We start from the raw sequence: 18,432 nt of genomic DNA, 5'->3' as shown, positions 1-18,432 counted from the left end.
ATTCAGAATTTTTCAGCCACCACAAAGGGAGCGGCGGGTGAGTCTCACAGTCATTGCGCAGCGTATGGGTAACACGAGCTTTCAGCGCCTGGTGACTGGCCTTGTCTTGAGCACCTTGCTGGTCGGTTGCTCCAGCACCAAATCGAGCAACGTACGGGTTGTCGATCGCAATAATTCGGTCGCGCAACGTCCGACCGTTACTACCGGGCAATATGTAGTCCGTCCCGGCGATACTTTGTTTTCGATCGCCTTTCGTTACGGCTGGGACTACAAAACCCTCGCCGCCCGGAACAATATTCCTACGCCGTATACGATCCATCCGGGTCAGACAATTCGCTTCGACGGGCGCAGCGGTTCAACGCCGACAGCGGTGGTGAGCAACTCCAGTTCCTCACCTTCTTCGTCGAGTAAAACCACAGTAATCCGGCGCCAGGCGAATGGCACCACAACCACTACAACCACCGGTTCCAAAGGGGTTGTACCGTCCGTCGCGAGCAAACCTGCACCCGCTCCACTGCCTCCGGCAGGCCCGGCCCCGACCGGCTGGGGATGGCCATCTAATGGCGTTCTGATTGGAAAATTCTCTTCAAACGGTAGTTTGAATAAAGGAATTGATATCGCCGGAGATTTGGGACAGCCTGTTTTAGCTGCGTCTGATGGGACGGTCGTATACGCCGGGAGTGGCTTAAGGGGCTACGGCGAATTGGTCATCATCAAACACAGCGAAACCTACGTCAGTGCTTACGGACATAACCGCAGGCTGTTGGTTCGGGAGGGGCAGCAGGTCAAGGTCGGACAGACAATTGCCGAAATGGGGTCAACGGGTACAGACCGGGTGAAACTGCATTTTGAGATTCGCCGCCAAGGTAAACCTGTGGATCCGCTGCAGTTCCTGCCAAGACGTTGATTTGAAGGCCAGCCTGTTCCGTCGCGTAGAGGGGACAGGCTCCAGCGTTGCCAAGGATAAAGGCGTCGCTTGAGCTTGGGGTCGAACTCACCAAAGGACTATAACAATGGCTCTCAGTAAAGAAGTGCCGGAGTTTGACATCGACGATGAGGTTCTCCTTATGGAGACCGGCATCGATTCGGATTCGATGTTGAATGATGAAGGGGCTGCTCCACCTTCCGTTCGTTCCAAATCCAGACACTCCGCCACACTCAAACAACATAAATACATCGACTACACTCGGGCACTTGATGCCACGCAGCTGTATCTCAACGAAATCGGCTTTTCCCCTCTGCTCTCCCCGGAAGAAGAAGTTCATTTTGCGCGCTTGTCGCAAAGTGGCGATCCTGCCGGGCGCAAGCGCATGATCGAAAGTAACCTGCGGCTGGTCGTCAAGATCGCCCGGCGTTACGTCAATCGGGGGCTGTCGCTGCTGGATCTGATCGAAGAGGGCAACCTCGGCCTGATCCGCGCGGTGGAAAAGTTCGATCCGGAGCGCGGCTTCCGCTTCTCGACCTACGCAACCTGGTGGATCCGTCAGACCATCGAGCGCGCGATCATGAATCAGACCCGGACCATCCGGCTGCCGATTCACGTGGTCAAGGAGCTCAACGTGTACCTGCGGGCCGCACGGGAGCTGACGCAAAAACTCGACCACGAACCTTCACCCGAAGAAATCGCCAACCTGCTGGAAAAACCGGTGGGGGAGGTCAAGCGCATGCTGGGCCTCAACGAAAGGGTTTCTTCGGTCGACGTCTCGCTGGGTCCGGATTCGGATAAAACCCTGCTGGACACACTCACTGACGATCGTCCGACCGATCCGTGCGAACTGCTGCAGGACGATGACCTGTCGCAGAGCATCGATCAATGGCTGTCGGAGCTGACCGACAAGCAGCGCGAGGTGGTGATTCGCCGCTTCGGCCTGCGTGGTCACGAAAGCAGCACGCTGGAAGATGTCGGCCTGGAGATCGGCCTGACCCGCGAGCGGGTACGGCAGATTCAGGTGGAAGGGCTCAAGCGCCTTCGCGAGATCCTTGAAAAGAACGGCCTGTCGAGCGAGTCGCTGTTTCAATAAGCGCCTGATCGTCCGCCCGCAAAAAGCCCCGGCTGATTCAATCAGTCGGGGCTTTTTTGTTTTTCGCGTGCAGCAAATCGGGCTTTCGGCAGCCACCAGACAAGCGGTCGTCAATTTCTGAATTTGTAGTCTCGCGCTGTAAGCCTTTGCTTACTGTGTCGTAAGTGTTCGTTATTTTTACACTTCGGTGGAAGGCGATCGCGCTCACTTACAGTGAGCAACCTTTTGATTTTGTTAATTATTTCGTAAATGTTATGTCCTTGTGACAGAGCGCGCGTACGCCGAGGGCCAATTGCTCGTCTCCAGAAACTCTCTAATATCTCAACTGTGTCGACGGACAGACACGCCCTTCACGGAAGAGGGGAACGGACATCGCAGGAGGCGATTCATCAGGACGATGAAAAGGAATACAGGGAATAGGGAAAAAATGTGGGCGGGTCATACCGCCCCTTTTTTCGTCTGCAGAAAAGCAGAATCTGCAAAAGCAAAAAGGCCCGCAAGGGGCCTTTCAGTCGAGCGCGGGGTAGATCAGCGTTCGAGGTGTTTGATCTTGTTCGGCTGGCCATCCCACTCTTCGGCATCCGGCAGCGATTCTTTTTTCTCGGTGATGTTCGGCCAGATATCCGCCAGCTCGGCATTGAGCTCGATGAAGTTTTCCATGCCGCTTGGGATCTCGTCTTCCGAGAAGATCGCCACAGCCGGGCATTCTGGTTCACACAGCGCGCAGTCGATGCACTCGTCCGGGTGAATCACCAGGAAGTTCGGGCCTTCGTAAAAGCAGTCCACCGGACAGACTTCTACGCAGTCGGTGTACTTGCACTTGATGCAGTTGTCGGTGACGACGAAGGTCATTTCTAATTTTCTCCTCAGGCGGCGGCAGCGTTGCCCCTTCACGGTTGGGGTCGCCAGGTTCGGGAGCGATACCTGCTGACCAGGCTATGAGCCAGCAGCATCCCGAACCGCGCGAGATTCTAACAGCTTGAAGCGAATTGCGTTATATCCGCTTCTTCAGTGCTTATATCCGGTTCTTCAGTGCATAGAGCATTTCCAGCGCTCGACGTGGCGTCATGTCGTCCAGATCCACTTTCGCCAATTCGTCGAGCACCGGATGTGGCAGTGAGGCGAACATGTCGCTTTGCTGCGGTGTCGACGGCTTGCCCTTGGCCGCCGGTTTCGGCGCCTCGTGGGGCAGGGCAGTGTCTTCCAGGCGACTCAGATGCTCGCGCGCTCGCAGAATCACCTCGCTCGGCACGCCGGCCAGTTGTGCCACCGCCAAGCCATAGCTCTGGCTGGCAGGCCCGGGCAGAACGTGGTGCAGGAACACGATCCGTTCGTTGTGCTCGGTCGCGTTGAGGTGGACGTTGGCCACCAACGGCTCGGCTTCCGGCAACACGGTCAGTTCGAAGTAGTGCGTAGCGAACAGCGTATAGGCACGCAGATGGGCCAAGCGCTCGGCCGCCGCCCATGCCAGCGACAGACCGTCAAAGGTGCTGGTACCGCGCCCGACTTCGTCCATCAGCACCAGACTGCGCTCGGTGGCGTTATGCAGGATGTTGGCGGTTTCGCTCATCTCGACCATGAAGGTCGAGCGACCGCCGGCCAGATCATCGCTTGAGCCGATACGGGTGAAGATGCGGTCGACCAGCGACAACTCGCAACTGGCGGCCGGCACGAAACTGCCAATATGCGCTAGCAACACGATCAACGCGGTTTGCCGCATGTAAGTGGATTTACCGCCCATGTTCGGACCGGTGATGACCAGCATGCGCGTATTGTCGTCCAGGCTCAGATCGTTGGCCACGAACGGCGTGGTCAGCACTTGCTCGACCACAGGGTGACGACCCTGGGTGATGCGCATGCACGGCTCGCTGACGAAACGCGGGCAGTTGAGGTCAAGATTCAGCGCACGCTCGGCAAGGTTGCTCAGCACATCCAGCTCGGCCAATGCGCCGGCGGTGTCCTGCAGCGGTGGCAGCTGGCTGATCAAGTCTTCGAGCAGCGCTTCGTAAAGCATTTTTTCCCGGGCCAGCGCGCGACTCTTGGCCGACAGTGCCTTGTCTTCGAATTCTTTCAGCTCGGGCGTGATGAAGCGCTCGGCGCCTTTGAGCGTCTGCCGGCGGATATAGTCGGCCGGCGCCGATTCAGCCTGCTTGCTCGGCAATTCGATGAAGTAGCCGTGGATACGGTTGTAGCCGACTTTGAGGTTGGCCAGACCAGTACGGGCTTTCTCCCGGGCTTCGAGATCGATGAGGAACTGGCCGGCGTTTTCGCTCAGTGATTGCAGTTCGTCGAGTTCGCTGTCGTAACCGGTTTTCAGCACGCCGCCGTCACGGATCACCGCTGGCGGATTGTCGATGATGGCTTTTTCCAGCAATGCGGCCAGTTCCGGATAGGTGCTGGTGGTGGCCGCCAGATGCTGCAGGTGCGGCGCTTCCAGATCGGTCATCGCCACTTGCAGTTCGGGCAGTGCACCGAGAGCGTCACGCAGACGCGCAAGGTCACGTGGTCGTGCATTGCGCAGACCGATACGCGCCAGAATCCGCTCGATGTCGCCGATTTCCTTGAGCTGCGGTTGCAGCTTTTCGAAGCGATAGCCGTCGAGCAGGCAGCGGATCGAAGTCTGGCGTGCCAGCAGCACGGTGAGGTCGCGCAACGGCCGGTTCAGCCAGCGGGTCAGTAAACGGCTGCCCATGGCGGTCTGGCAGCGATCGACCACCGATTGCAGCGTGTTGTCGCGGCCACCGGCCAGATTGGTGTCGAGTTCCAGATTGCGCCGGCTGGCGCCGTCGAGCACCACGGTGTCATCGAGACGTTCGTGACGCAGGCTACGCAAATGGGGCAGGGCAGTGCGCTGGGTTTCCTTGGCGTAGGCCAACAGGCAACCGGCAGCGCCAATGGCCAGGGTCAGGTTCTCGCAGCCGAAGCCTTTCAGGTCTTGGGTGGAAAACTGCTGGCAGAGACTTTTCAGCGCCGAATCGCGCTCGAAATCCCACGGCGCGCGACGGCGTACGCCACGGCGTTTTTCCGCCGGCAGGTCTTTCGGCCAGTCATCCGGAATCAGCAATTCCACCGGGTTGACCCGCTCCAGTTCGGCGAGCAGGTTTTCCCAGCCTTTGATCTCGAGCACGGTGAAGTTGCCGCTGGTGATGTCCAGCACCGCCAGACCGAATAGTCGCTCGTCGCCCAACACCGCTGCGATCAGGTTATCGCGGCGTTCATCCAGCAGCGCCTCGTCACTGACCGTCCCCGGCGTGATGATCCGTACGACCTGGCGCTCCACCGGGCCTTTGCTGGTGGCCGGGTCGCCGACTTGCTCGCAAATCACTACCGATTCGCCGAGCTTGACCAGTTTCGCCAGGTAACCTTCCGCCGCATGGTAGGGAATCCCACACATCGGAATCGCCTGGCCCGCCGACTGCCCGCGCGCGGTCAGGGTGATGTCCAGCAATTTGGCGGCTTTCTTCGCATCTTCGTAGAAGATTTCGTAGAAATCGCCCATGCGATAGAACATCAGCTGGTCCGGGTGCTGATTCTTCAGGCGCCAGTATTGCTGCATCATCGGAGTGTGGGAGGACAGGTCGGAGACGGCTTTATTCATCGGATTGTCGGGCAACTCGTTAAAAGATGTAGGGCAAAGCGCGGGCAGTGGCCGGGCTTTTCCGCGATGGGCGCAAGGTTACCATGGCCAGTCTGCCCGACGCAGGCGCTGCGGTCGGGTGAGCATTTATTGGCAGGGAAAAGTTGATCTATGCACGATTTATGCAAATCAGCATTTGTCTTCACGAAAAACTTCAAGCACTATGCGCGTTATGCAAAAACGCAACGTTTCCTCCGTCTTAAGAGCACTGCTCGACCAGCACGGGATCTCCCCCACGGAGCTCCACCGTCGCACCGGCGTGCCTCAATCAACGCTCTCGCGGATTCTCAGCGGGAAGATTGTCGATCCTTCGGATAAACACATCTCGAAGATCGCTGAATATTTCAACGTCAGCACCGATCAGTTGCGCGGGCGCGCGGATGTCGCACCAACGGCGGCCGGCACGCGCGCTGACGTGCATGCGGAACTCAAGGACATAAGCCTGTGGGACGACGACACCCCCGTCGATGACGACGAGGTGTCGGTGCCCTTTCTACGTGAGGTTGAATTGGCTGCTGGATCAGGAAGATTCGTCATCGAAGAGAGCGAGCGCTCCAGCCTGCGCTTCGGCAAACGCAGCCTGCGCCACAACGGTGTGCAGTTCGACCAGGCCAAATGCGTGACGGTGCGCGGCAACAGCATGTTGCCGGTTCTGCGTGATGGCGCCACCGTCGGCGTCAACGCCGGCAAGTGCGGCATCGGCGACATCATTGATGGCGATCTGTATGCGATCAATCACAACGGCCAATTGCGCGTGAAGCAACTCTATCGCCTGCCCACCGGCATCCGTCTGCGCAGCTTCAATCGAGACGAGCATCCGGATGAGGACTACAGCTTCCAGGAAATCCAGGAAGAGCAGATCGTTATCCTTGGTCACGTCTTCTGGTGGGGCATGTACGCCCGCTAGCCCCTTTCGATTCAACTGAAACCTGCCCCCCGGCAGGTTTTTTTTCGCCTGCAGAAATCTCCCCACCCCTTGGCCCGCTTGGGTTTCATGCATATGCGCAAATTTAATGCATAAATAAATGCATTTACGCATTGACTGTATATGCATCCATGCATATTCTTGCCACCAAGCCGCTCGACAAAGCGGCTGGCAAGACAAGCTCTTTAGTTCCACAAGAACAGGCAGCGATGAACCGGCCTCAACGGTTCAGAGGGTTGGCAACTGACCCAGGTGTGCAGCGTAAAGCACCAGAAGCAGTTATCCGGCGGGCAGGGACCGCGGTCGGAAAAACAATCTGAATGGACTCGTACCGCGCCAGTAGCGCCGAAAAGTCAGCTTCCTTCTCGAACACAGGATTGGAAGGAAGGCGAAGGAGCGCATTACTGAAAAGCCCGGTGTACAAGCGCCGGGCTTTTTGGAATGCCTGCCTCAAGAGAAACCGTTTGAATCCAACCCATCACTCATCAATCACCCACGGAGGCGTGACATGACAAACGAGCAACAAGCGTTGGCGGACATGCCGATCTGGCTGGTCATCCTCCTCGCTGTCGTCGGCGGGGTGTCCGGCGAAATGTGGCGCGCCGACAAGGAGGGCGCCCGCGGCTGGTCACTTGTGCGGCGTCTGGCTCTGCGTTCCGGCGCCTGCATGATCTGCGGGGTGTCGGCAATCATGCTGCTGTACGCCGCCGGCATGTCGATCTGGGCCGCTGGCGCTTTTGGCTGCCTGACGGCGATGGCCGGCGCTGATGTCGCCATAGGCCTTTACGAACGCTGGGCGGCCAAGCGTATCGGCGTCTGCGAAGTACCGCCGCGCGACCAGCCTTAACCCTGAATATTTTTCCGTGCCGCCATGTTGGCGGCAGGGCTGCGCGTGGACGATTGAAAAGGAGGTCATGTATGCCCACACCGATCCAGCAGCCGTCGCAACTGTTCATAGCCATCGCGACGACACTGCGCAACACCGCCGGTCTCAACCTCAATGTCGGCAGTCGCGCTGACTTCACAGCAGCGGGTGAACAAGCCTGGGCACTGATCGACTTTGACCGGAACGCGTCCGGCGTGCGCGGCGCTGATGGGCGTATCGCTCATGTAATGACGTTGTCACTGCAAGTCATCCCGGCGCTTTCAGCGACCGCTTTTGCAGCGTGCGATCTGATCGCCGTGCTGAAAAACCTGATCACCGACAACCGCTGGGGATTGCCCGGCGATCAATGCGATCTGCCGATGAATATCGATGGCTTGCCATCGTTGCTTATCAGTGCTGATCAACAATACAAAGCCTGGACCCTGACGTTCAACCAGACACTCTACCTCGGCCCGACCTTGCTCGACGATCCACTGGGCATGCCGAAATTCGCTCGCACCTGGGAAGTCAGCAACATCGACGATCCAGACCAGTACACCGCGCTGGAGGGCTGACGGATGTTCGATGCATTACTGCGTATGCAGCTCGGTCCGATCATTGAGCGTCTGGCGGAAATGGAAGCGGAAATCGAAGACCTGCATCGCCGTGCCGAGAGTTTCTGTCGTATTGGCATCTGCCAGTCAGTTGATGCGGCGAGTAACACTTGCCAGGTCAGCCATGGTGGATTGCTCACCCCTGCGATCAAGTTCTTCAACCCCAGCGCTGGTGCGCAAAGTGAATCGCGCATCCCGACGGTGGGCGAGCAGTGCCTGCTGTTCAACTATGGCAGCGGTGAAAGCGGTGCGCAGAGTGTCGCGTTGTTCGGCTTGAACAGTGACCGTTTCCCCCCGGCCTCGACTGTGCCGACGCTGACCCGTCGGGTGCATCAGGACGGCAGCGAAAGCGGTTACGACGACGCCAGCCACGCCTTGCACTGGCTCAACGGACCAACGCAATTCCACGGGTCTCGCGAGTCGCTCGAACTGAGCATCGGCCCTGCACGTCTGGCCATGACGCCAGAACTGATCACCCTGCAACTGGGCGCCGTCGGCCTGAGTATCGACGCCTCGGGCGTGCACTTCAGCGGCCCCTTGGTCGATCACCAGGGCCGCGTCATCAGCCCCTGATTCAAGAGCCTCCCATGATCGGAATCGATAGAGACAGCGGGGCCACGGTCGACGACTGGCTGCAATTCGTGCAGCGCGCGACCCGGGCCCTGACCACACCGCTGGGCACTCGGCAGAAACGACCTTTGTACGGTTCGCTGATTCCCACTCTCCTCGGGCAGAACCTCGGTGACGACATTCTGCTTCTGGCACAGAGCCACGCCGCGCAAGCGTTCTACAACCCGCATAACGGTATCGATGATTTTCAGCCGCAAGTGATTGTTGCCAGTCGCCACGGCGACGGCCTGCTGCTGCGTTTTGCCGGCACCTGGAAAAACCGCCAACAAACCTTCGAGGTGGTGACATGAGCATGCTGATCCCCGGCCAGAATCAACTGGCCGAACCCGCGCTGATCACGGTTGAAGCGTTCGAAGATTTACTCAACGAGTTCAAAGCCTTCGTCGTCGAATACGTGGGTGCTCGCTCGCCGACCAGCGCCGCGAAACTCAAGGTGAGCCTGGAAAACGAAAGCGAATTGCTCACCCTCGCGCTAGAAGCGTTCTGCGTGCGTCTGCAAACCCATGAGCGCAAATACAACGCACGCATCAAACAGATGCTGGCGTGGTGGGCGACCGGCAGCAATCTCGATGCGCGGCTGGCCGACATGGGGCTTGAGCGGCAACTGCTCGATCCCGGCGACCCGGCGGCATTTCCGCCAGTGCCGGCGATTTATGAAAGTGATGACGACGCTCGGTTGCGTTATTACCTGGCACCTCATGCACCGGCGGCGGGTTCGCGGATGCAGTATCGCCGCGAGGTGTTCACCCTCGGCGAGCGGCCCACGGTGCAGGTTGAGTCCACTGATTCCGGCGTAGTGAATGTCACTTACACCTTCAACCCGGACGGCCTCGCCGCGCAGGTCAAGGATGGCAACGGGCGCCGCACTGCGCCGGGCGAAGTGCAAGTCACCGTGCTTTCTCGAGACGGCGATGGCACGCCTTCCGAAGCATTGCTCGAGGGCGTCCGTCAGCACTTTGCTCGTCCAGACGTGCGCCCGGAAACCGACCTCGTCACCGTCAAGGCTGCCGAGATCCAGCGCTACAAAATCCGCGTCGTCGCCAAGATCAATTCCGGCCCCGACTCGGGCCTGACCAAGGTCGCGGCGCAAGCACAATTGCAAGCGTATGCCGACAGTTGCCATCGCCTCGAAGGCCGGGTCGATCCGAGCTGGATCGACTACACGTTGCACAGCGCCGGCGCCGTGCAACTGCAGATTCTCGAACCGCTGGCGCCGATTGTGACGACCGCGTTTCAGGCGCCGTATTGCACCGCGGTTGAAGTCGAGGTGCTGACGCTATGAGTGAAAAAACTCAGCGGCCAACCTTGCTTCCGGCCAACAGCTCGGCCCTCGAACGCGGACTGGATCTGGGCTTCGACGCCTTGCTCGACCGCATCGCGCCGCCGTTCCCGGAACTGATGAACCCCAGCGAAACGCCGGTGGCCTTCCTGCCGTATCTGGCTGCCGATCGCGGCGTCGCCGAATGGAGCACCGATGCGCCGGTGGCGGAGAAGCGCGTAACCGTCGAACTGGCCTGGCCCACCGCGCGCCAGGCCGGCACACGCAAGGCGCTGGAAAACGCCGCCAAGGGTTTGCAACTGCGCCCGGAAATCCGCGCCTGGTACGAACAGACACCGCCCGGCGCGCCGTACAGCTTTTCCGTGCGTGCCTTCAGCGACCAAACCTACAGCGAAGAAATCGACGCCCGTCTCGACCGCCGTCTGGCCGATGCGAAAAGCGAGAGGGACGTTCTCTCCGTGTCGGTGGGTTTGAGCGCATTCGGCAATCACGTCATTGGTGCTGCGACGTTTTGCGGCGAACTGACCACGGTTTATCCGGTGTTCATCGAAGGGCTTGAAACCTCTGGCGAGGCGTTCATGGCTGCCGGCATGTACACCGTCGAAACATCCACTATTTATCCTCAGGGGGCCTGAATGGCTGACTATTACACCCTGCTCACCAACGCAGGGATTGCCTACGAAACGGCGTGCAAGGCTGCGGGTGTGCCGATCAAGTTGACGCAGATTTCCGTCGGCGACGGCGGCGGCGCGGTCTATAACCCGGCTGCCACCGCGACCGCGCTGAAACGCGAAGTCTGGCGCGGACCGCTCAACGCACTGTTCCAGGATGAGAAAAACCCGAGCTGGCTGCTCGCCGAAGTCACTATCCCGCCGGACGTCGGCGGCTGGTATGTGCGTGAAGCCGGGCTGTGGACCGACACCGGCATTCTCTACGCTATCGTCAAATACCCGGAGTCGTTCAAACCGGTGCTGGCGACGTCGGGCTCGGGTAAAGAGTTTTACATTCGCTCGATTTTCGAGACCAGTAATGCGTCGCTGGTGACCTTGTTGATTGATGACACGGTGGTTAAAGCGACGCGTGCCTGGGTCATGAGTTATCTCGCCGAAGAACTCGGCAAACTTGATGGCAAGCAGTCGGTGCGTGTTGCGGCGACTGGCAATGTCGTACTTAACAGCGCACAGCAGATTGATGGTGTTGCCGTAATTGCCGGCGATCGTGTGCTGCTGCCGAGCCAGACGCTGGCCAAGGACAACGGCCTGTGGATTGTTGCCAATGGCGACTGGGTGCGGGCCACCGATGCCAACACCAGCGCCAAGGTCACCCCGGGTCTGACGGTCATGGTGGAGGAGGGCACGGCGAACGGTGATTCGTTGTGGCATCTGACCACCAACGCACCGATTATCCTCGGCACGACTGCGCTGACGTTCAAGATGCTCGCGGGGCGCACCGGGATTGCTGCCGGGACTTATAAGAGTCTGACGGTTGATGAATATGGCCGGGCGACTGCCGGTGCCAATCCGGAAACGCTGGCAGGGTTTGGCATCAAGGACTCGTACACCAAGGCTGAAGTTGAGGCGTTGATCGCCAAGGCTTCCGCGTTGCCAGTTGGATCGATTGTGGCGTTTCCGGTTGATGCGCCACCGCCGGGTTTTCTGGAGCTGGATAACAGCGTCAAGAGCAGTGCGACGTATCCGGACCTGAGCGCTTATCTGGGCGGCAAGTTCAACAAGGGGGACGAGGGGGTTGGGAACTTCCGTTTGCCAGAGGCGCGCGGGGAGTTTTTGCGGGGTTGGGATCATGGGCGGGGCGTCGATGGAGGTCGGGCGCTCGGCAGCTATCAGGCTGATACGTTACAGAACATTACCGGGACTTTTGACGGCTATCTTGATATCAACACGGCAAGTGGCGCGTTCGGGTTGGCGAATTTGAGCGGAGCCCTGAGTCCGCTTAACCAAAAAGCTGCTTACCACGGTGTGTTGTTTGATGCTTCAAAAGTAGCGCGTACCTCTGCGGAGACACGCCCGCGCAATCTCGCGATCATCTGGTGCATAAAAGCTTGGAACGCCCCTGTCAACCAGGGGACCATTGATATCGCTGCGCTCTCTGCTTTGGCGCAACAAGCCTCCGAAACCAATCAAGGGACAGCGAAAGTTGCCACTCAAGCGCAGACGAATACCGGCGCCGATGACAGCGCTATCGTTACACCAAAAAAAATGACCTGGGGCTTTCAATTTCAGAAAAGTGGGGTCGGTTACTGTGTATTCCCGTTTTGGCTGGGAGGATTCACTATCCAGTGGGGAATTTACTCAGTTGTCTCAAGCACGGCGGATCAAGCAATTCCTTTTCCACTCACATTTCCTAATTCCGCGCTATCAGCCATCGCAATTAGTGACTATACCCCGGGCTCCGGGTCAGTCGGATTCGTTGCGTTAGGCGCGTTAAACAAGAACGGCTTTACAGTTCGGTCTTCTTCGGGCACTTCAACTCGATGGCTCGCAGTTGGTTGCTGAGGAAAAAATATGACTAACAAATACATGACGTTTGATGAGTCAGGCCACATTAAAGATCGCCTGATTCGAGGTGTTTGCGATATACCCGAGGGAGCGGTTCGCATTAGCGAAGAACTTTGGCTGCAGTCCGCGATAGACATGACAGGACAATGGTGTCTAGTCGATGGAGCGCTTACCAAAATACCATTTGAAGACAAAGTAGATTTTGCAAAGTTAATCGCTGTTGAACGGTTCCACCGGGAAACATCTGGTGTGGAATTTCAAGGCTCTACAGCGGATACCACGCGAGACGGTCAGGCATTGGTCGCAAGTGCTGCGGTAGCTGCAATTCTAGACCCGTCTTACAAGTGTGCATGGAAGTTTTCTGAAGGTTTCGCCGAGTTGGAGGCTGCCCAGATAATTGCAATGGCGACTTTGATTCGGACCCATGTTCAAGATTGTTTTGATCGTGAACGAGTATTGTTGGCAGCCGTTGAGTCTGGTGAATGTACTGAGGAGATGATCCATCAAGGCTGGCCAAACTCAGCCCGGTTAAACAACCTTCCTGAGCTATAACCGCCCCGACCTCAAGCGCTTTTTCTTATCCCTTCAAAACACCCCCCCCCCAAAAAAAGCCCCTCCCTCCCGAGGGGCTTTCCCGTTTATGGAGAAACGAAAAATGGCAACCCGCCAAACCTACACCGTGCTCGTCCCATTCCCCACCGGCGGTGGGCATTGGTCGAGCGTTGGTCAAGAACTCGATCTGCTCGATGTCGAGGCCAGTGCCTTGCACTTTGCCGGTCGACTTGAGCCGAAAACCTCTATCACCCAGGCCAAAAAGGCCGCTGCCAAGAAGGCTGACTGAACATGGCTGAGGTTCTGAACTTCGAGCACAACGGCATTACCGTCAATGCCACTGAATCCCCCGAGGCCATGGGTGGCCTGGGTGACAACGTCATCGGTCTGGTCGGCACTGCGCCGAAAGCCGATCCGCTGATTCCGCGTAACGCGCCGTTCCGCATCAACAGCTTCACCACCCACGCGTTGCTCGATCCGACCGGTTCGGAAGAGGGCACGCTGTATCACGCGGTCTACCAGATCCTCAAAGTGGTCAAGGTGCCGGTGTACGTAGTCATCGTCGAAGCAGGCGCGACGCCGGCCGACACGGTCAACAATGTGATCGGCGGTGTCGAGCCGGCCACTGGCCGCAAGCTCGGTCTGGCGGCGCTGGGCAGTGTCCCGGAAGACCTGACCATCATCGGCGCGCCGGGCTTCACCGGCACTAAAGCGGTGGCCGGCGAGTTCGCCGCGTTCGGCAAGCGCATCAAGGCCCGTGTAGTGCTGGACGGCAAGGATGTCTCGGTGTCCGATCAGGTGCTGTACAGCCAGGAACTCGGCGGCGCCGAACTCGGTTTCGACCGTTGCCTGGTGGTGCACAACATGCCCGCCGTGTATTCGAAAGCGGCGAAGAAAAACGTCTTCCTGTCGCCTTCCAGTCTGGCGATTGCCGCGCTGGCCAAGGTCAAGCAATGGGAGAGCCCGGGCAACCAGGTGACCTTCGCCGAAGACGTTTCGCGGGTCGTCGAATACAACATTCTCGACACGTCCACCGAAGGCGATCTGCTCAATCGTTACGGCGTCAGCTACTACGCCCGCACCGTGCTCGGCGGCTTCTCGCTGCTGGGTAACCGCTCGATCACCGGCAAGTTCATCAGCTACGTCGGCCTCGAAGATGCGATCAGCCGCAAGCTGGTCAAGGCCGGCCAGAAAGCCATGGCCAAGAACCTCACCAAATCCTTCATGGATCAGGAGGTCAAGCGCGTCAACGACTGGCTGCAGACCCTGGTCGCCGACGAAACCATTCCTGGCGGCAGCGTGTATCTGCACCCGGAACTCAACAGCGTCGAGAAGTACAAGAACGGCACCTGGTACGTGGTCATCGACTACGGCCGCTACGCGCCGAACGAACACATGGTTTATCAACTCAACGCCCGCGATGAAATCATCGAGCAGTTCCTGGAGGACGTTCTCTAATGTTTACCAACCGCGTAAGACAGGCCATCGCGGCCACCCTGCAAGGCCTGCCGTTGTCGGCGACCGTTGAGGAATTCACCCCGCCGAAAATCGAATTCGACATGGAAGAGATGCGCGGCGGGCGCTTTATCGTCGAAGAAATGGCCAAGGGCGGCAAAGCGCTCGGCGCCAAGCTGACCCTGCAAGGCCTCGGCGCCGAGGTTCTGCTGGCGCTGGGCGTGAAGCTGGGCGACGACATCCTGCTCAACGTGCGTGAAGCCGGTCAGGATCAGGACGGCAATACCTGGTTCACCTACCACACCGTCGGCGGCCAGCTGAAGTCCCTTGAGGAAACCGCGGTGAAAATGGGCGAGAAACCCAAGACCAACCTGGAACTGTCCTGCCGCACCTACAACCGCCTGGAAAACGGCGTGCCGGTGATCGACATCGACGTGCGCACGCAGAAATTCGTGCTCAACGGCGTCGACATCCTCGGTGATGCACGGCGTGCGGTGTTGATGCCGTAAACCCCGGTTTACCGGCAAATCACAAAACCCTGTGGGAGCGAGCCTGCTCGCGAAAGCGGTCGTTCAGTTACATCAATTTCGAATGTGCCAAAGCCTTCGCGAGCAGGCTCGCTCCCACAGTGGATCTAAACGAATCACCAAGGAATTCATACATGCCGTGGATGCCACCCCAACACGAACTGCTGTCGCCGATCACCGGTGACGATGGCTCGCAGATCGCAACGATCCAGCTCAAACCGCTGTTCTACGCCGCACAAAAAGATGCGCTGGAACGCGCCGGCGATGACGAAGACGATCAGTTCTTCGAGCTGGCGCTGCTCGCCACCGGCCTGTCGGTGAAAGAGCTCGATCAACTCAAACGTCCGGACTACGTGAGCATCGCCCAGTACGTCCATGAGATGTCGACCCGGCCGAGTGCGTACTTTCTTGACCAGATCGATGACGCGGAGAAATCCGACGATCCCGACCAGGTGCAATTGCTGCAACCGCTCGCCGTCACCGGCCGCACCGTCGACTCGCTGAGCCTGGAAATGCCCGTGCTGCGCGCCACCAAAGTGATGAAGAAACTGAAGACGGCCAAGGAACGCGCCGAATTCATCACCGCCCACTGCACCGGCCTGATGATCCCCGATCTGGCCCACCTGACCGTCCCCGACTGGACGCAATTGCAGGTGCGCATCGACGATTTTTTAAACCAGCCGGCGGCCTACTTTCGGAACGCGACATCGAAGTAATCCTCGATATCGTCCCGCTCATTTACCCGGTAAGTGAAGCGGAGATTCTGGAATGGGACGCCGAAAAGGCGTTGCGCCGCTACGACATAGCGATCACTCGCCTTGGCGTGAAACAGGAGTAGAGCGGCATGGCAGAAAGCAAATTTGCGCCAATGAATGCCGATGAGCGGGGGGGCGCAGCAACCGGTGATATCCGCTTGAACATGGCTGCGGCAAACCCCGGCCCCGGACCGATCATCGGCGATCAATATCCCCAGCTGAGTCAGGCGCTCGTCACCGCAAGTATCAGGATCGATGCGTTGACGACAGCGATCGATTCATTGCGATTGGCATTGTCCAACTTGCGGATGCTCTCGTTGAGTTCCACCGCGAACGGTGAAGCCACCAGCGCGTCGGCAGCGCCGGATGAGGCCGCCGAGCGGACCAAGGCACCAGAAAGTGTGAGGCCGGCGATTGACTTTTATTCGGCGGCGGCCGATCTGGGTAGCGCGGCACAATTGACGCCAGTGCAGGCCAACGAAATCGCACTGTCGAGCTTGATCATGGCCAGTAGGCCGATGGTGGCGGCGGGAGGCACCAGCGGTATCGAACTGATCAAGGTTGCAACGCTGGCCGCCGACTCAGGAATTGGCAATGAGCTGACCAACGCGTCGGACAAGTCTTTTGAGCTGCTCAACTTCGCCAGCGACGCTGCGGTCGTAGCGTCGGCACTCAAAATCCCAGCGATGGAAGTCGCCGAGATGATGACGGTGTGGCGCACCTCGATGAAGCTCACTCGCGATCAGGCGTTTGACCTCGCGGATGCGACACACCTGCTCGGCAAAATGCCGGGTGGCGTCAAGTCCGCCGACATCGGCGCCGTACTCAAGCAATCAGGCGAGGCGGCGCTCACAGCAGGCTTGCAGCCCCAGCAGGCCGCAGCGCTGTCGGCAGCCTTGCTCCGCAGCGGAACGGGCAAAGACGATGCCGGGCAGGCGTTGAAAAGCCTTTCAGCTGCCTTGGGCAAAGGTGACAGCGTCTCCGCCGCAGAACGTGGCGCCTGGAAGCAGTTGGGACTTGATCCTGCTGCCGTGACCGCTGCAATGCATAGCCCCGACAAGCAGAATGCCCAGGGTGCGCTGCTCTCGGTGCTTGCCGCGCTGCACGCAAAACCTGTCGAACAACGCGCCACGCTGGCGCGAAGCCTGTTTGCTGACAGCGCCAATGCGGTGCAGTTGTTGGCGCAGAATCCGGGCGATGTCAACGAGGCCTTTTCGCAAGTAAAGGACAAAAGTCAGTACGCGACTTCGGTGATCGGTGAGCGGAGTTCGGTGCGCCAGTCTGCACTGGCACGCTCCAATTCCCCGCAAGGACAGTGGAATGCTCAGACTGCTCGAAACGAGCGCTTGGCTATCGCCAGCGCCCAGGCGGTGGCGCCCTCTCCTGAAGTGCTGAGCGTTGCCGGTGCCGGCATCGACAGGATGAGTGAATTCGCTGAGGACCATCCGACGATCACGGCGGGGGTCATTGTTTTGGGTTCAGCCCTGAAAAAGCTATTCGATCTTGTGTTGGACGCCGGTGTCGATGAGGCGAAAGACCGGTTGCGCAAACGGATACCTGGTAGCGCCCTGGCGAATCCCCCCGATCTTTCGTCAACAGCAGATTCTGCATCGAGGCTCGCAGCGGACAAGCCGGTGACAGGGATTGCCAGTCTGGCTCCTGCGGCCGGTGCGGAAATGGCAATTGGCGAACGAGCATCATTGGTCGATACGCCGCACCTCGGGCCATCGACGGTTTCTCTGGAGGCTATTTCGCAGGCGATTCCGGCATCGAGCAGAAACGCGCAAACTGCTTTGAGTGAAAGACTTGCTATCACCGCGCCTGACACGCTTTCTGCGCCCGCCCAAGTGAGCAAGGATCTGGCGAGCGCCCATGCGTCTGACCAGCACGTGACCTACGCACCTTCGGTCCAGGTCTACTGCAGCGACCCCGGCAGCTCGGACAAGATCGGTATGTTGGTCGCGCAGCATCTGCAAAACCAGTTCATGCAAATGACCCCGCTGCTCACCAACAACCCCCTTGCCACCCGCCGCGACGCGGCCCTGACCGATGGAGTCGCCTGATGAAACAGCAAATGGCATTGGGCAGTTTCATCTTCGGCCTGTCGCGCAACTTTGCGTACCACCAGTTGCTGCGCAAGTCTGACGGCGGCTGGACCGAGATACAGATCCTCACCAGCAAACCCAAGTCCAGCCAGACCGGACAGAAACCGGAAACCCTGACCATTACCGGCAAGTCGATGTACGCCGTAGCCATGGATCGGCTCGATGAATTGCGAGCTTTGCAGGCGCTGCGTATCCCGCTGCCGTTGATCGACGGGATTGGTCGAAACTGGGGCCTGTGGCGGATCAGCAGCGTTCAGGAAACCCAGACCCAGATCATCGATGACGGTACGGCGATGGTAGTCGATTGGGTCATCGAACTAGCGGAGTTCAACAATGCGTAAAGCACGAAGCGTGGCCGGTGATTCGGTGAATCTGCTGCTCTACCGCGAAACCGGGCGCAGTGATGACGCTGCCGAAGAAGCGCTGTGGAAGCTCAACCCGACCCTGGCCGAACACGGGCCGATTCTGCCCGCCGGCGTCTGGATCGTGCTACCGGAACTGGATGTGAAACCCGCCGTGGTCAAAGCAGCGACGGCGTGGGATTAAGGAGG

20 protein-coding genes are annotated in these 18,432 nt (G+C 58.9%); 18 read left to right on the top strand and 2 right to left on the bottom strand.

The window, feature by feature from the left end; genetic code table 11:
- Positions 1 to 37 precede the first annotated feature (37 nt).
- Together AC0Z5Z_RS09005 and rpoS are read left to right on the top strand one after the other, a co-directional pair.
- Positions 38 to 907, top strand: coding sequence for a peptidoglycan DD-metalloendopeptidase family protein (locus tag AC0Z5Z_RS09005; protein WP_016771452.1), 870 nt, complete (start codon positions 38 to 40; stop codon positions 905 to 907).
- Between the two features lie 106 nt (positions 908 to 1,013).
- Positions 1,014 to 2,021, top strand: a complete 1,008-nt coding sequence (rpoS, locus tag AC0Z5Z_RS09000) for an RNA polymerase sigma factor RpoS (RefSeq protein ID WP_016771451.1) — start codon at positions 1,014 to 1,016, stop codon at positions 2,019 to 2,021.
- A gap of 528 nt (positions 2,022 to 2,549) precedes the next feature.
- Here the strand turns inward: rpoS and fdxA are convergent.
- Both fdxA and mutS read right to left on the bottom strand, forming a co-directional pair.
- Positions 2,550 to 2,873 (bottom strand): ferredoxin FdxA, encoded by a 324-nt coding sequence (fdxA, locus tag AC0Z5Z_RS08995; RefSeq protein WP_056783233.1) that lies wholly within the window; start codon positions 2,871 to 2,873, stop codon positions 2,550 to 2,552.
- A gap of 163 nt (positions 2,874 to 3,036) precedes the next feature.
- On the bottom strand, positions 3,037 to 5,619 hold the full coding sequence (mutS, locus tag AC0Z5Z_RS08990; RefSeq protein ID WP_056783236.1) for a DNA mismatch repair protein MutS: 2,583 nt from the start codon (positions 5,617 to 5,619) through the stop codon (positions 3,037 to 3,039).
- 202 nt (positions 5,620 to 5,821) lie between these two features.
- On the opposite strand from mutS, the gene AC0Z5Z_RS08985 reads away from it, so the two are divergent.
- From AC0Z5Z_RS08985 to AC0Z5Z_RS08910, 16 genes are all read left to right on the top strand, one after another.
- Positions 5,822 to 6,565: a LexA family transcriptional regulator gene (locus AC0Z5Z_RS08985; RefSeq protein ID WP_056783238.1), complete on the top strand. Its 744-nt coding sequence runs from the start codon at positions 5,822 to 5,824 to the stop codon at positions 6,563 to 6,565.
- 526 nt (positions 6,566 to 7,091) lie between these two features.
- On the top strand, positions 7,092 to 7,430 hold the full coding sequence (locus AC0Z5Z_RS08980) for a phage holin family protein (protein WP_024011844.1): 339 nt from the start codon (positions 7,092 to 7,094) through the stop codon (positions 7,428 to 7,430).
- 71 nt (positions 7,431 to 7,501) lie between these two features.
- Positions 7,502 to 8,023: a hypothetical protein gene (locus AC0Z5Z_RS08975; RefSeq protein ID WP_460160428.1), complete on the top strand. Its 522-nt coding sequence runs from the start codon at positions 7,502 to 7,504 to the stop codon at positions 8,021 to 8,023.
- A gap of 3 nt (positions 8,024 to 8,026) precedes the next feature.
- A complete protein-coding gene (locus AC0Z5Z_RS08970) occupies positions 8,027 to 8,635 on the top strand; it encodes a phage baseplate assembly protein V (RefSeq protein WP_217852612.1) in 609 nt (202 codons plus the stop codon).
- A 14-nt stretch (positions 8,636 to 8,649) separates the two neighbouring features.
- Positions 8,650 to 8,982 (top strand): hypothetical protein, encoded by a 333-nt coding sequence (locus tag AC0Z5Z_RS08965; protein ID WP_056783245.1) that lies wholly within the window; start codon positions 8,650 to 8,652, stop codon positions 8,980 to 8,982.
- Complete coding sequence (locus AC0Z5Z_RS08960) at positions 8,979 to 9,974, top strand: baseplate J/gp47 family protein (protein ID WP_485610968.1); 996 nt, start codon at positions 8,979 to 8,981, stop codon at positions 9,972 to 9,974. The genes AC0Z5Z_RS08965 and AC0Z5Z_RS08960 overlap by 4 nt, the downstream gene beginning before the upstream one ends.
- On the top strand, positions 9,971 to 10,606 hold the full coding sequence (locus AC0Z5Z_RS08955; RefSeq protein ID WP_256810382.1) for a phage tail protein I: 636 nt from the start codon (positions 9,971 to 9,973) through the stop codon (positions 10,604 to 10,606). The genes AC0Z5Z_RS08960 and AC0Z5Z_RS08955 overlap by 4 nt, the downstream gene beginning before the upstream one ends.
- Positions 10,607 to 12,484, top strand: a complete 1,878-nt coding sequence (locus AC0Z5Z_RS08950; RefSeq protein ID WP_485610967.1) for a phage tail-collar fiber domain-containing protein — start codon at positions 10,607 to 10,609, stop codon at positions 12,482 to 12,484.
- 9 nt (positions 12,485 to 12,493) lie between these two features.
- On the top strand, positions 12,494 to 13,039 hold the full coding sequence (locus tag AC0Z5Z_RS08945) for a DUF4376 domain-containing protein (RefSeq protein WP_305382320.1): 546 nt from the start codon (positions 12,494 to 12,496) through the stop codon (positions 13,037 to 13,039).
- Between the two features lie 103 nt (positions 13,040 to 13,142).
- Entirely contained in the window at positions 13,143 to 13,328 is a 186-nt protein-coding gene (locus tag AC0Z5Z_RS08940; RefSeq protein WP_252877579.1) for a hypothetical protein, read from the top strand.
- Between the two features lie 2 nt (positions 13,329 to 13,330).
- On the top strand, positions 13,331 to 14,497 hold the full coding sequence (locus tag AC0Z5Z_RS08935) for a phage tail sheath protein (RefSeq protein WP_095180501.1): 1,167 nt from the start codon (positions 13,331 to 13,333) through the stop codon (positions 14,495 to 14,497).
- Positions 14,497 to 15,003, top strand: coding sequence for a phage major tail tube protein (locus tag AC0Z5Z_RS08930; protein ID WP_039762530.1), 507 nt, complete (start codon positions 14,497 to 14,499; stop codon positions 15,001 to 15,003). The genes AC0Z5Z_RS08935 and AC0Z5Z_RS08930 overlap by 1 nt, the downstream gene beginning before the upstream one ends.
- Positions 15,004 to 15,155: 152 nt before the next feature.
- Positions 15,156 to 15,737, top strand: coding sequence for a phage tail assembly protein (locus AC0Z5Z_RS08925; protein WP_095180502.1), 582 nt, complete (start codon positions 15,156 to 15,158; stop codon positions 15,735 to 15,737).
- A 128-nt stretch (positions 15,738 to 15,865) separates the two neighbouring features.
- Positions 15,866 to 17,839 carry a phage tail tape measure protein gene (locus tag AC0Z5Z_RS08920; protein WP_485610966.1) on the top strand — a complete coding sequence of 658 codons (1,974 nt, stop codon included), beginning with the start codon at positions 15,866 to 15,868 and terminating at the stop codon, positions 17,837 to 17,839.
- Positions 17,839 to 18,222, top strand: a complete 384-nt coding sequence (locus tag AC0Z5Z_RS08915; RefSeq protein ID WP_041478101.1) for a phage tail protein — start codon at positions 17,839 to 17,841, stop codon at positions 18,220 to 18,222. Before AC0Z5Z_RS08920 ends, AC0Z5Z_RS08915 begins: the two co-directional genes overlap by 1 nt.
- Positions 18,215 to 18,427 (top strand): tail protein X, encoded by a 213-nt coding sequence (locus AC0Z5Z_RS08910; RefSeq protein ID WP_095180504.1) that lies wholly within the window; start codon positions 18,215 to 18,217, stop codon positions 18,425 to 18,427. Before AC0Z5Z_RS08915 ends, AC0Z5Z_RS08910 begins: the two co-directional genes overlap by 8 nt.
- Positions 18,428 to 18,432 lie beyond the last annotated feature (5 nt).

This window comes from Pseudomonas sp. 1L-E-NC-VB-C3 (assembly GCF_057291535.1).
The sequence above is the reverse complement of the archived record's forward strand: the minus strand, read 5'-3'. Positions and strand labels throughout refer to the sequence as shown.